Raw genomic sequence first — 12,516 nt, 5'->3', positions numbered from 1 at the left:
GGCTGATCAGGATAAGAAAATCCTTTGCATCTTAAATGGTGATAGGTAGAATCGCCTGCATGCCACCGCATGCATCTTTTGTCTCGGGTATGCCATGTTTGAGAATCTGACCGACCGACTGGAATCCGTTTTCAAAAAGCTTCGCGGCCAGGGCGTCCTGACGGAAGAAAACATCCAGGAAGCCATGCACGATGTACGCACCGCCCTTCTGGAGGCGGATGTGAACCTGGGTGTGGTCAGGGACTTTGTGTCCAAGGTGACGGCCAAGGCCGTGGGCCAGGATGTGCTGGACAGCCTGTCCCCCGGCCAGCAGGTCATCAAGGTGGTGCACGATGAACTGGTGCGGCTTTTGGGCAGCGAGGCCCAGCCCCTGAAGCTGAACGGGCCGCAGCCCGTGGTCATCATGATGGCCGGCCTGCAGGGTTCCGGCAAGACCACCACTTCGGCCAAGCTGGCAAGACTGCTGAAAGGCAGGGAGCGCCGGCCGCTTCTGGTTCCGGCTGACGTCTATCGCCCGGCGGCCATTGAGCAGTTGCACGTTCTGGGCGAGCAGATAGGCGTACCGGTGTTTCCCTCCGCGGCAGAACAGAACCCGGTGGACATCGCCCGGGCAGCCGTGGCCAGTGCCCGGGAAAAGGGCCAGGACACGGTCATTCTGGATACCGCCGGCCGCCTGCACATCGACCAGGAACTCATGGCCGAGCTGAAGGCCATTGCCGGGGCCGTGTCGCCTGCCGAGGTCCTCTTCGTGGCCGACGCCATGACCGGCCAGGATGCGGTCACCGTGGCCGGCGCCTTCAACACCGAGCTGCCCCTTACCGGCGTGGTCCTGACCAAAATGGAAGGCGATGCCCGCGGTGGCGCGGCCCTGTCCATCAAGTCGGTCACCGGCAAGCCCATCAAGTTCGTGGGCATGGGCGAGGCCATGGACGCCCTGGATGTCTTCCACCCCGACCGCGTGGCCTCCCGCATTCTGGGCATGGGCGATGTGCTTTCGCTGATTGAAAAGGCGGAGGCTGTAGTCGACCAGAAGAAGGCCGAAAAGCTGGCCAAAAAGATCCAGAAAAACACCTTCTCCCTGGACGACTTTCTTGACCAGATCCAGCAGATCAAGAGGATGGGCAGCCTGGAACAGATTATGGGCATGATTCCGGGCATCAACAAGCTGAAGCAGCTTCAGAACGCGCCCAAGCCCGATGCAAAACAACTGGCGCGCACCGAGGCCATCATCAAGTCGATGACCATGAAGGAGCGCAACAACCACCGCATCATCGACGCCAGCCGCCGGCAGCGCATCGCCAAAGGCTCGGGCACCACGGTGGCCGAGGTCAATCAGGTGCTGAAGAGTTTTGCCATGATGCTGAAGATGATGCGGCAGATGAAGGAAAAAGGCATTCTGGCGGGTGCCAAGCACCGCAAGGTGCCCAAGGGCCTGCGCCGCTGAAAAATATATCAAAGACCTTGGGCCGCTGCTGGCCCATCACCATCACAAGAGGAAAATACATGGCAGTGCATATCCGTTTGACGCGCAGGGGTCGGAAAAAGTGTCCATTTTACCGTATCGTCGTGGCTGACAGCCAATGCGCCCGCGACGGCAAATTTCTGGACATTCTGGGCACCTATGACCCCAAGTGCGACCCGGCTGCGGTGAAAATCGATACGGAAAAGCTGAACCACTGGGTCGGCAAGGGCGCGGTGCCCTCGGTCACCGTGCGCAGCCTCATCAGGAAACAGGCTGCCAGCGCGGCCTGAAACTGTTGCTGATGAGCGAGCTGGTTCGTTATATCGCGCAGAACCTGGTGGACCAGCCGGATCAGGTTTGTGTAGACATGCGCGAAGCGGAAGAAGGTCTCACCTGTGAGCTGCGCGTGGCGCAGGAAGACATCGGCAAGGTCATTGGCAAACAGGGCCGCACAGCCAAGGCCATTCGTGCGATTATGGCCGCCGCCCAAACCGATGACCGCCGGGCCCGGTTGGAAATAGCGGAAAAAGCCGCCGCAAATTGAGCTACACACCTCCTGCATCCTGGCGGAGCGGAATCGCCATGTCTGAGCGGATGCCGGCGCAGGACTTTGTCCGGGTGGGGACGATTACCCGGCCCCACGGCCTGCGTGGTGAAGTGAGCGTGGCGCTCTGCACGGCTGCTCCGGAAAACATGCTGGCCTACAGACGTGTCTTTCTCTCCGCCGCAGGGGACCGCGACTCTGCAGAAAAACGGGAGTTCCAGGTGCTGCAGGCGCGGCTGGCGGACAAAGGCGCCCTGTTGCAGCTCTCGGGTTGCAACAGTCGGAACGAGGCTGAGTTGCTGCGCGGCTGCCCGCTCTGGGTGAGGCGGAGGGATCTGCCCCAGCTTCAGGCCGGGGAGTGGTACCTGCACGACCTGATGGGCAAGGAGGCCCGCGACTGCGAAGGTTTGCCCCTTGGCCGGATAACGGCGGTGATGGACAACGGGGCGCAGACACTGCTGGTGCTTCGCCATGGCGAGGGCGAGAGCCTGATCCCGGCGGTAGCGGCCTTTATTGCCCGGGTGGAGGCGGACGCCGTGATTTTCAGCCTGCCCGAGGGGCTGGTGGCAAGGGATTCGGGGCACGATGCGCATTGACCTGCTCAGCATCTTTCCGGACTTTTTCACCACCCCACTGAACGAAGGCATTGTGCGCCGGGCTATTCTGGCCGGGATTCTGGACATCGGTATCCATAACATCCGGGAGCATGCCACGGGCCCGCACCGGACAACCGACGACCGGCCCTATGGCGGCGGCGAGGGCATGGTCATGAAAGCGGAGCCGCTGGCCGCCTGCCTGGCCGCGGTACCGCGGGTGGGCGAGCGACGGCGGGTGATTCTGATGAGTCCGCGCGGCCTGCCCTTCTCGCAGGGGCGGGCGCAGGACTATGCCACGAACTGCGATCAGCTGATCCTGCTTTGCGGCCGCTATGAGGGGGTGGACGAGCGCTTTACCGCACGTTTTGTCGATGAGGCATGCTCCATCGGCGACTACGTGCTGAGTGGCGGCGAACTGGCCGCCCTGGTGGTTGTTGACGCGGTGTGCCGCCTGCTGCCGGGAGCATTGGGCTGTGCGGACTCGGCGGAGAAGGACAGTTTCAGCCGCAGCCTGCTGAAGCACCATCAGTACACCAGGCCGCCGCTGTTTGCAGGCATGACGGTGCCTGGGGTGCTGCTCTCCGGGGACCATGCGGCCGTGGAACGGCACAGATTTCTGGAGTCCGTCCGTCTGACCCTGGAGCGGCGACCGGACCTCCTTGCAGGACTCAGCCTGAGTCAGGCTGAGCGCAAACTGCTGCACAGGGAAGGCCTGCTTGCCGCGGTCGAAGCGGCGCAGAGAGGACGCACGGCATGAGGAGCCCCTGCCAGCAGGAGTTCAGGCCTCCTCGGGGTATTTCGCCCATGGGCTGTCATCCCTTCGGCAGCCGTACTGCGCAGCCGGCTGTACCGTGAAATGACAAAAAAGCATGAATTGCTCTCTTCAGGCGTAAGGTGCGCCTCAGATCTCACAAGGGAATATTATGAATATCATTGAAAGGATTGATTTGGAGCAGATGCGTTTCGATATGCCCGATTTTCGCCCCGGCGACACGGTCAAGGTGCATATCCGCATCATTGAAGGCAACAAGGAGCGCGTCCAGGTGTATCAGGGCGTGGTCATCCGCCGGAAGCGCGGCAACATGAACGCCACCTTCACGGTGCGCAAGATCTCCCATGGCGTGGGCGTGGAAAAGACCTTTGCCCTGCATTCCCCCAGGCTCGAGAAGGTGGAAATTGTGACCCGGGGGCGGGTGCGGCGTTCCCGTCTCTACTATCTGCGTGAACTGCGCGGCAAGGCGGCCCGCATCCGTGAGCGTGGCCTGAACAGGTAAACAGGCGGCATTGCCGGCCTGCCTTTCCAGCTCCGGAGTCCATGTGCACGGCAAGCGCCTGCATCTGGCCTTCGGAGTTTTTTGTATGCCATCTGCCAGCAAGCGAGCGCGCCATGAGCCGCCGGCGTGATACTGCCACCCTGCCCCTGCCTGCCGTCAAAAATCCGGCCGACACCTTTGCCATCGAGCGCGGCCTCATGGCCCGGGGGATCAGGCCGGTCGCGGGTGTGGACGAGGCCGGCCGGGGGCCTTTGGCCGGGCCGGTTGTGGCGGCCTGCGTCATTCTGCCGCCGGACTGCGAGTACCGCATCTTCCGCGACTCGAAGATAACCAGCGAAAAAGAGCGGGAACTGCTCTTCCGGATCCTGCACGAAAACGGTGCAATCTTTGGCCTGGGTCTGGCAAGCGCGCAGGAAATCGACCGGATCAATATTCTGCAGGCCTCGCTTTTGGCCATGAAGCGGGCAGCGCTCTCCTGTGCGGAGAAAAACGGCGCCCTGCCCGCCTGTCTGCTGGTGGACGGCAAGTTTCCCATGCCCCTGAACGTGGCCCAGCAAACACTGGTGCGCGGCGAGAGCAGGAGCGCCGCCATCGCCGCAGCTTCCATTCTGGCCAAGGTCCACCGGGACCGGCTCATGGCAGAGCTCCACGAAAAATATCCCCGCTACGGCTGGCTGCAGAACAAAGGCTATCCCACCAGGGCACACCGGGATGCCATTGCCCGCTTCGGCCCCTGCCCTGAGCACCGGATGAGTTTTCGTGGAGTGCAGGACTTTGTCAACAACACATCGGGCAGGCGTGATGAAAAAACCTGACAGCAGGGCAGCCGGCCGGGCCGGGGAAGCGGCAGCGGTCCGCTACCTGCAGGCAAAAGGCTACAAGATCCTGGCCCGCAATTTTTACCGGGCCTTTGCCGAGGTGGACATCATCGCGCAGGACCGGGACACCCTCGTCTTTGTCGAGGTCAAGGCCCGTTCCTCCGCCCGCTACGGCAGCCCGGCCGAGGCCGTGACCGCGGCCAAACGGCTCAGGTTGTCAAAAATAGCCTTGGAATATATGATGCAGGCGGGACTGGAGCAATGTCCGGCCCGTTTTGACGTCATCGCGGTTCAGCTTGACCATGAAGGCCATGCCATGCATCTGGAACAGATAGAAAACGCCTTTGAGACTGCCATCTGACATGCGACAGACCAAGCCATTGCTCATCAGCATGGGTTGCCCGGCCGGCATCGGGCCGGAAATCGTCATGCGCCTCTTTGCCGGGACAGACGGCTGGCAGGCTGACCCTGAACGGCCCGTGGTCGTGGTTGGCGATACGGATATCCTGGCCCGGGCGGCGGCGGTGACCGGCACGCGCCGGCTCAGCATCAGAGCGTGGCAGCCGGGAGAGGCAGTGCCCATGGATGCGGTGCCGGTTCTCCAGGTGGCAGGAGATTTGCATGACCTGGAATGGGGCAGACCCACGGCCAAAAGCGGCCAGGCCATGGCCCGCTACATCGAAGCGGCGGTGCGCCTGATCCTCTCGGCCCGGGCCACGGCCCTGGTCACCTGTCCGATCAGCAAGTTCAGCCTCAAGGCTGCAGGCTACCCTTTTCCCGGTCATACGGAAATGCTGGCCGGGCTCACCGGGAGCCCGCAGGTACACATGATGATGGCCGGCCCGCGGCTCAGGGTCGTCTTGGTCAGCATTCACGAGGCCCTGGCAGCAGTGCCCGGCCTGCTCACAGTAGGGCGCATCCGTGACTGCATCCTGGCCACCCGCCAGAGCCTGGTGCAGGACTTCGGCCTGAAACAACCACGCATCGCAGTGGCGGGCCTGAACCCGCACGCAGGCGAACAGGGCCTGTTCGGGGATGAGGAAAGCCGCCTCATCCTGCCTGCCATGGCAGCGGCCCGGGCCGCGGACAAGCGGATGGCAGAGGCCGAACTCAGCGGCCCCTGGCCACCGGACACGCTCTTCCACCAGGCAGCCGGCGGCCGCTTTGACGCGGTGGTCAGCATGTATCACGATCAGGGTCTGATTCCCTTCAAGCTCATGCACTTTGACGACGGCGTGAACGTCACCCTGGGGCTGCCCATTGTGCGCACCTCGGTGGATCACGGCACGGCCTATGACATCGCCGGTCGCGGTCAGGCCCGGGCTAAAAGTCTGCAGGCGGCCGTGATCATGGCCCAGGACATCGTTGCCAACCGGGAACACCATGCCCACTGAGACCAGAACAGGCCTGCTGATCGCCTTTGAAGGCATTGACGGCTGCGGCAAAAGCAGCCACCTGCGCCGACTGGCCGCCTTTCTCCGGCGGCAGGGCCTGACGGTGGTGACAACCCGCGAGCCCACGAACGGCCCCTTCGGCCGGCGCATCCAGGCCATGTTTCGGCAGCGCAACGCCATCAGCAAGCGGGAAGAGCTGGAACTCTTCGTGGAGGACCGCCGGGAGCACGTGGCCCGCTGCATTCTTCCAGCCCTGGCCGCAGGCCAGATTGTGCTGACTGACCGCTACTACTTCTCGACCGCTGCCTATCAGGGCGCGGCCGGGCTGGATCCGGACTTCATCTTTACCATGAACCGCTTTGCGCCGGAGCCCGATCTGGTCCTGCTCCTGCAGGCGCCGGTCTCCGAATGCCTGCGCCGCATCCGGGAAAACCGTGGCGAGGAACCAAACGACTTCGAACAGGAGGCACAGTTGATCAGGGTCAGCCGCTGCTTCCAGAGCTTCACCCAGCCCTGCATCCATCGTATTGATGCCACCGGAGAGCGGAAACTCGTGCAGGAACAGATTCGAGCGCTGGTGCGGCCGCTCTGCCGGCAGAGGGGCTGGTCATGCTGAACCGTTTCCTTTTGCTCGCCGTCCTGGCGCTGCTGCCCCTGCTCTGGGCCTGCCAGCCGGCCGGCAAGGCCGCACCCGGCGACAGACAGCGGACAGACCTCGCAGCAGGGCCGCAGCAGGCAAACGGCAGTTCCCAAGCCGTCACCCCAAGCCCTAGCAGCGATGAAAAGGACTATGCCTGCTCCTATTTCTATTTCCTCAAAGGCCGGAGCGCCGAGCTGAGGCAGGATTTCGAGGAGGCCCTGGAAGCCTATGAAAATGCCGCCATCTGCGACAGCAAGGCCAGCTATGCCCAGAGCAAGATTCCCTTCCTGCTGCTCCGGCTGGGCCGCGTGCACGAGGCGGCCCTGTGGCTGCATACCTTTCTGGGCAAACATCCGGACAGTGTGAGCCTGCGCCTGCTCTACGCCAATATCCTGATGGGTCAGCGCAAGACCGATGCGGCCCTGCAGCAGTATCGCCGCATTCTGGCCAGCCACCCGGATGATCCGGCCGTGACGCTGCCGCTGGCGGAAATCTACATGGCAGCCGGCCGCACCGCCGAAGCCCGCCGCATTCTGGAGCAGGAGCTGGGCAGGGATGAGGATTCCTATCAGGCCCAGCTCCTCATGGCGCGCCTTTTGCGGCGTACGGAGGATTTCGCGGCCAGCAGGGCCCATTTCGCCCGGGCGCTCGAACTCAACTGGTCGGCGGATGTGCAGGCCGAAGTCGCCGAACTGCTGATCCGGCAGCACGACTTTGCCGCTGCCGAGGCCATGTACCGGGACATCATCGACCGGGAGGAGCAGAACGAAAACGCCTACGCCGGCCTGATCCGCCTCCTCCTGCAGGAAGGGCGGGAAGAACAGGCTCTGGAGGAACTGCTCAGGCTGCGACAGGCGCCGGACAAACCCGGCTGGGTGGATCTGAGCATCGCGCGCTACTACATCCGCCACGAACAGTATGACGAGGCGCGGCGGATTCTGGAGCAGCGCATCAAGCGAGACAACAGCAGCGAGGCCCGTTTTCTTCTGGCCGCCCTGCTCCAGCACGAACAGAAATACGAGGAATCCCTTGCCCAGGTGCGGCTGATCGACAACAAGGCCCCGGAATACCCTGAGGCCCTGGCCCTGATGGTGAGTCTCTGCCGGCAACTGAACCGGGTGGACGATGCGGTGCTCTTTCTGGAACGCAACATCGCAGGCGCCATCACCCGCCATCCAGCCATGTATCCCCTGCTGGCCGAACTCCACGACAGCCAGGAGCGCAGCGCCGTGGCCCGCAAGGTGCTGGAAGAAGGATTGCGGCGCTATCCCGAAAGTGAGGATCTGCTCTACAGCTATGGCGCCTTTCTGGAGCAGAAGAGCGAACACAGGGCAGCCATGGACATCATGCAGAAGCTGATCGCCATCAACCCCTCCAATGCCGCGGCCCTGAATTTTGTCGGCTACAGTTGGGCCAACGACGGCATCAACCTGCAGATGGCGCTGGACTACATCCAGCGTGCCCTGGAGCTCATGCCCGACAATGCCTCCATTCAGGACAGCATGGGCTGGGTGCTCTACCGCCTGGGCCGGCTGGACGAGGCCCTGCCTGTCCTGGAGAAGGCCGCCCAGGGGAGCCAGGAGCCGGAGGTGCAGGAGCATCTGGCCGAGGTGCTCGCGGCCAGGGGGCAGCACAAAAAAGCCCTGCGCATCTACCAGCGCCTCCTGGCCGACTCCGTCAAGGCCGGCAACGAAAGCGGCCGCCTGCGCCTGCAAAAGATAATAAAGGCCCTCGAAGCGCCCGACCCACAAGCGAAACCTGTCCCATGAAGCCATCCCTTTCCCGGTCTCCTGTTCTGACCCTGCTCGCCGGCCTTTTAGCCCTGCTCAGCGCCTGCGCCAGCCCCAATCTGCCCAAAACCGTGGCGCTCGAACCGCCTGAACAGCGGCAGGCACTGGCCCGCCTCATGACCATGAGCAGGCAGCCCCAGCCCTCTTCCGTTGAAACCGGCTACCAGCTTTCCTGGCAGATCCTGGGCCAGAGCGGCAGGCTGGAGGTCCAACTGCAAATGGACGCGCCCGACCTGCTCCGTTTTACAGCCCTCGATCCCCTGGGCCGTACCCTGTATCTGGCCGTGGCTGATGGCCGGAAATTTGCCCTAATCGACAACCGTGCGGCCAGCGTGCAGCGCGGCCTGGTGAACGGCAGGGTCTGGCGTGAACTGGTGCCGGAGCCCCTCAAGGTGCAGGACGTGGTGGCGCTTTTGGCCGGCCGGCTGGAAAGGGTGCCCGCCTTTGGCGTCAGGGCCGAGCAGAATCCCGAGCATAACGGCTACTGGTTTTCCTGGGATCATCCGGGCCTGAGCCACCGCGTGCTGGTGGACAAAAAAACCGGCCTCATGGCCCGGCATCTCCTGCTGGAGAACGAGGGCGGGAAAACCGGGATTCTTTTGGATCTGCGCTACATCGACTATGACCAGGACCGGGGCAGCGGCTACTTCTGGCCCAGAACCACCGAGGTGCAGGGCAGCCTGGTGAAGGGCAGCCTCCGGCTTGCCCGCAGCGGCCCGCTCTCCTTCGATCCCCTGCCCCTCTCCACCTTTCATCCGGACATCCCACCCCACTTCAAGGTGCAGGAACTGTACTGAAACTCAAAAAACCAAAGCGCCGCTGCGGCGCTTTTCGGCAGAGCCAGCATCCCCAGGCTCAGGGCAAAGATCAGCGCCCTGCAAAGCGCGATCCCAGAAAATCGGCACCATCTGTCTGCAACGCTGCCCGGCATCCATGCAGCCAGAAGAGGCCGCCCTCTGCCGTAGCCACATCCTATAACAGCCCGTGGAAAAACTATTTTACTCGCAATGCGCATTGCTGCGACTTTTTTAACGGGCTGCCAAGAAGTTCAATTTCATTTCCGGTGAGTTTGACAGCGGAGCCATTATTTACTTTATACCACTGCTGTCCCACAAAATATCAATGATTTCGGGATAAAATAAAGGCTTGGAGCCCCTTGTGTGGTATAATGGATTTGACAAAAAGTTCATTAAAACCAAAGAGGTCCAAGCCATGGGATATTGTAGCACGGTTGTCGGCCAATTGCTTAGAGTTTTTCCGAGACATGAATTTGAGCAAGTCCGCCGGGCGGTTCAACCTCCTCTGGTATAGGGTTTTCTTGGACACCGAATTGGGAGTAGAAAGACTCCCCATGAGGTGATTCATGAGCAAAGAAATCGACAAGTGCATGACGGCCGTCTCCCCGGTGGAGGACGGCCGCAGGCCGACTGGAACCGGGGAGACTGAGGCGGCTCCCAAGCGATTCTGGGCACAGCACAAGACTGAGGCCGTCCTTCGGCTTCTGCGCGGTGAGGACATTGAAATGCTCAGTCGGGAACTCGGAGTCACAGCGGCCAAGCTCTCACAATGGAGGGACGCCTTTCTGGCCGGTGGGGCCGATAGTCTCAAGAAGCGCTCTCCGGCCGAGGATGCCGAATACAGGCGCCTCAACGAGAAGATTGGCGAGCAGACCATGGAGATCGAGCTGCTCCGCGAGAAGATTCGGCTCCTGGAGACAAAAGGCCCTTTGGCGTGGCGGAGGTCGAGGAAATGAGCCGGTCCTCCTCGCCCTCCACAGGACAGAAGTATGGACTGGTGAGAGTCTGCCAGGTCTGGGACATCCCCAGATCGACGCATTACGCGCGCAAGGCTTCGGCTGAGAGTGCGCCTGGCCGCAGAGGCCCTGTCGGATTCCATGGCGACGACGAATTGCTCGACCATATAGTCGCCTGCATCCAACGTTCTCCCTTCACTGGCGAAGGCTACCGGAAAGTGTGGGCCAGATTGCGCTTTGATGGGATCAGGACTTCCCCTCAGCGAACGCTTCGGCTCATGCGGGAGAATAAGCTGCTTGCCGTGCGCAACCTTGGAAGGCCTCACGGCCCCAAAGCGCATGACGGGACGATCAAGACAGAGCGGGTGGATGAGATGTGGGGCACAGACATGACCACGACGATGACTGCACGGGAAGGCAACGCCTCGATCTTCCTGGCGGTGGACCACTGTTCTTTGGAGTGTGTCGGCATCCACGCCGCCAGGTACGGGACGCGTTTCGAAGCCCTGGAGCCGATTCGCCAAGGTGTGCGCCATAGCTTTGGCGCCTTTGGCCCCGCAGTGGCTGAAGGCCTGACTCTGCGGCATGACAACGGCAGTCAGTACGTTTCCAAGGTGTTTCAAGAGGAAATTTCCTGTCTGGGTATTCAGAGTTCGCCATCCTTCGTCAGAGAGCCCCAAGGCAACGGCATCGCGGAGCGATTTGTTCGGACCTTGAAGGAGAACCTGCTCTGGATTCGGCGGTTCGACACTGTGGAGGAACTCCGCCTCGCCCTCCTGGAATTCAAGGATACGTACAACCGGGAATGGAACATCGGACGCCACGACTACAAGACTCCGTCAGCGGTGCGGGCCATCCAGAAAGAGGCCGTGAACATCGCGGTTTGATCAACAAAAAACGTGTCCAAAAAACCGTAGACCGATACAAACCAAAGAAACACCGCCGCGCCCTTTCTGGGTGGACGCAGTTTGTGGCCATGCTGGTGGGGCAACTCGCTGGACGCGACAGTTTACGCGGCATTGTGGATGCCTTTTCACCGCAAAGTCGCAAACTTTATCATCTGGGCCTCGGCTCATTCAGTCGTTCCAGTCTGGCGCGGGCTAATGAAAAGACAGCCGCCTAGCTGTTCGAAAAGGTGTTCGTAGCGCTTTTGGCTCGTTGTCAATCGCTTGCGCCTCCCCACCAAAAGTTCCGCTTCAAAGACGGCGGCAAGGTCTATCTCCTTGATGCCACGGTGATTGAGCTGCCGCTCTCGCTGTTTCGCTGGGCCACGTACCGCGCCAGCAAGGGGGCGATGCAGTTGCATGTGGGGCTTGCGGCGGACGGCTATTTGCCCAGCTTCGTGGATATGACGGCAGGGCGAGTCCACGAGATCAACAAGGCGCGTGAACTGCGGCTTCCCCGAGGTTCCTGGGTGGTCTTTGACCGGAGCTACACGGATTACCAGTGGTATCAGGAGTTGACGAAGGATGGTGTGCATTTCGTCACACGCCTGAAGCGTGGTGCTGCGGTGCAGCCTGGCGCGAAACGCCGGGGGTGCAAAAGCGCGGGTATCCTGGAAGACCGGGAAATCCGGTTCAGAGGAGTGGAGGGCGTGTTCCGGACAGTCCGCTTTCTGGATGAAGCGAGAGGTGAGGAATACGAGTTTGTGACCAACGCCCTGGATATTGCGGCAACCACGGTGGCGGCACTGTACAAGGAGCGGTGGCAAGTGGAGCTGTTCTTCAAGTGGATCAAACAGCACCTGAAGGTGAAGAGCTTTGTGGGCGGTAGCATGAACGCGGTGCGGACGCAGCTGTGGATCGCGTTGTGCGCGTATCTTCTGGTGGCCTTCATCAAATTTCAGAGTCGCCTGGGGCAATCTATCCTGCAGATTTTACGGCTTGTTCAGCTCAATTTGTTTGAACGGCGGGATTTAGACGAACTTTTTTGTCCGGAAAAACAAAAAATACCATTACATAACAACCAGTTATCGCTATTCCAAAGTTAGTGGGACAGCAGTGAACCACGCCATCATCGGTGCATTTGCAATTTGAATTCACCGGTATATTATTCCAGCTCTGCTGCAGTGGCATCTCACTTTGGTATTGTATCGCGAAACAGCTCCATGATACCTTCTCTGTTTTATTTACTGTTAAAATTATAGTAATAAATAGGATAGAGGTGCTCTGTATACTGCGAAGAATGTGCAGTCAACGTTTGTATTAATCGGTAACCAGTCCCTGGACGATCTTCTTCTCGCTTG

At 61.1% G+C, this 12,516-nt stretch carries 12 protein-coding genes and 2 pseudogenes; all 14 read left to right on the top strand.

The genetic code is table 11. The features are described from left to right. Window positions 1–94: 94 nt before the first annotated feature. Entirely contained in the window at window positions 95–1,444 is a 1,350-nt protein-coding gene (gene ffh, locus CAY53_RS06100; protein WP_104936377.1) for a signal recognition particle protein, read from the top strand. Between the two features lie 59 nt (window positions 1,445–1,503). Further along, window positions 1,504–1,752, top strand: coding sequence for a 30S ribosomal protein S16 (rpsP, locus tag CAY53_RS06095; protein ID WP_104936376.1), 249 nt, complete (start codon window positions 1,504–1,506; stop codon window positions 1,750–1,752). Between the two features lie 11 nt (window positions 1,753–1,763). Continuing rightward, window positions 1,764–2,006, top strand: a complete 243-nt coding sequence (locus tag CAY53_RS06090) for a KH domain-containing protein (protein WP_104936375.1) — start codon at window positions 1,764–1,766, stop codon at window positions 2,004–2,006. A 38-nt stretch (window positions 2,007–2,044) separates the two neighbouring features. Then, on the top strand, window positions 2,045–2,602 hold the full coding sequence (gene rimM, locus CAY53_RS06085; protein WP_104936374.1) for a ribosome maturation factor RimM: 558 nt from the start codon (window positions 2,045–2,047) through the stop codon (window positions 2,600–2,602). Then, on the top strand, window positions 2,592–3,359 hold the full coding sequence (gene trmD, locus CAY53_RS06080; protein WP_104936373.1) for a tRNA (guanosine(37)-N1)-methyltransferase TrmD: 768 nt from the start codon (window positions 2,592–2,594) through the stop codon (window positions 3,357–3,359). Before rimM ends, trmD begins: the two co-directional genes overlap by 11 nt. A gap of 166 nt (window positions 3,360–3,525) precedes the next feature. Next, window positions 3,526–3,876 (top strand): 50S ribosomal protein L19, encoded by a 351-nt coding sequence (gene rplS, locus CAY53_RS06075; protein ID WP_104936372.1) that lies wholly within the window; start codon window positions 3,526–3,528, stop codon window positions 3,874–3,876. Window positions 3,877–3,989: 113 nt separating this feature from the next. After that, window positions 3,990–4,691, top strand: a complete 702-nt coding sequence (locus tag CAY53_RS06070) for a ribonuclease HII (protein WP_104937465.1) — start codon at window positions 3,990–3,992, stop codon at window positions 4,689–4,691. Continuing rightward, a complete protein-coding gene (locus CAY53_RS06065) occupies window positions 4,678–5,055 on the top strand; it encodes a YraN family protein (protein ID WP_104936371.1) in 378 nt (125 codons plus the stop codon). The genes CAY53_RS06070 and CAY53_RS06065 overlap by 14 nt, the downstream gene beginning before the upstream one ends. Before the next feature lies 1 nt (window position 5,056). Beyond that, the gene (pdxA, locus tag CAY53_RS06060; protein ID WP_104936370.1) at window positions 5,057–6,088 is read left to right on the top strand and encodes a 4-hydroxythreonine-4-phosphate dehydrogenase PdxA; all 1,032 of its coding nucleotides are present in this window, start codon (window positions 5,057–5,059) and stop codon (window positions 6,086–6,088) included. Further along, a complete protein-coding gene (gene tmk, locus CAY53_RS06055) occupies window positions 6,078–6,704 on the top strand; it encodes a dTMP kinase (RefSeq protein ID WP_104936369.1) in 627 nt (208 codons plus the stop codon). Before pdxA ends, tmk begins: the two co-directional genes overlap by 11 nt. Then, window positions 6,698–8,497 (top strand): tetratricopeptide repeat protein, encoded by a 1,800-nt coding sequence (locus CAY53_RS06050; protein ID WP_104936368.1) that lies wholly within the window; start codon window positions 6,698–6,700, stop codon window positions 8,495–8,497. Before tmk ends, CAY53_RS06050 begins: the two co-directional genes overlap by 7 nt. Beyond that, the gene (locus tag CAY53_RS06045) at window positions 8,494–9,315 is read left to right on the top strand and encodes a hypothetical protein (protein ID WP_017865632.1); all 822 of its coding nucleotides are present in this window, start codon (window positions 8,494–8,496) and stop codon (window positions 9,313–9,315) included. The genes CAY53_RS06050 and CAY53_RS06045 overlap by 4 nt, the downstream gene beginning before the upstream one ends. Before the next feature lie 608 nt (window positions 9,316–9,923). Next, window positions 9,924–11,158, top strand: a pseudogene (locus CAY53_RS14110) (IS3 family transposase). Then, a pseudogene (locus CAY53_RS06020) lies at window positions 11,155–12,261 on the top strand (IS4 family transposase). The pseudogenes CAY53_RS14110 and CAY53_RS06020 overlap by 4 nt, the downstream one beginning before the upstream one ends. Window positions 12,262–12,516 lie beyond the last annotated feature (255 nt).

The sequence above is a fragment of the Desulfobulbus oralis genome, assembly GCF_002952055.1.
In the GTDB taxonomy this organism is placed as follows: domain Bacteria; phylum Desulfobacterota; class Desulfobulbia; order Desulfobulbales; family Desulfobulbaceae; genus Desulfobulbus; species Desulfobulbus oralis.
The sequence above is the reverse complement of the archived record's forward strand: the minus strand, read 5'-3'. Positions and strand labels throughout refer to the sequence as shown.

What these genes read in the sequence shown, in the direction of transcription:
- rpsP (WP_104936376.1), top strand. Translation starts at nt 1,504, where the DNA reads ATGGCAGTGCATATCCGTTTGACGCGCAGGGGTCGGAAAAAGTGTCCA.
- CAY53_RS06070 (WP_104937465.1), top strand. Translation starts at nt 3,990, where the DNA reads ATGAGCCGCCGGCGTGATACTGCCACCCTGCCCCTGCCTGCCGTCAAA.
- ffh (WP_104936377.1), top strand. Translation starts at nt 95, where the DNA reads ATGTTTGAGAATCTGACCGACCGACTGGAATCCGTTTTCAAAAAGCTT.
- CAY53_RS06090 (WP_104936375.1), top strand. Translation starts at nt 1,764, where the DNA reads ATGAGCGAGCTGGTTCGTTATATCGCGCAGAACCTGGTGGACCAGCCG.
- CAY53_RS06050 (WP_104936368.1), top strand. Translation starts at nt 6,698, where the DNA reads ATGCTGAACCGTTTCCTTTTGCTCGCCGTCCTGGCGCTGCTGCCCCTG.
- trmD (WP_104936373.1), top strand. Translation starts at nt 2,592, where the DNA reads ATGCGCATTGACCTGCTCAGCATCTTTCCGGACTTTTTCACCACCCCA.
- CAY53_RS06065 (WP_104936371.1), top strand. Translation starts at nt 4,678, where the DNA reads ATGAAAAAACCTGACAGCAGGGCAGCCGGCCGGGCCGGGGAAGCGGCA.
- rimM (WP_104936374.1), top strand. Translation starts at nt 2,045, where the DNA reads ATGTCTGAGCGGATGCCGGCGCAGGACTTTGTCCGGGTGGGGACGATT.
- CAY53_RS06045 (WP_017865632.1), top strand. Translation starts at nt 8,494, where the DNA reads ATGAAGCCATCCCTTTCCCGGTCTCCTGTTCTGACCCTGCTCGCCGGC.
- rplS (WP_104936372.1), top strand. Translation starts at nt 3,526, where the DNA reads ATGAATATCATTGAAAGGATTGATTTGGAGCAGATGCGTTTCGATATG.
- tmk (WP_104936369.1), top strand. Translation starts at nt 6,078, where the DNA reads ATGCCCACTGAGACCAGAACAGGCCTGCTGATCGCCTTTGAAGGCATT.
- pdxA (WP_104936370.1), top strand. Translation starts at nt 5,057, where the DNA reads ATGCGACAGACCAAGCCATTGCTCATCAGCATGGGTTGCCCGGCCGGC.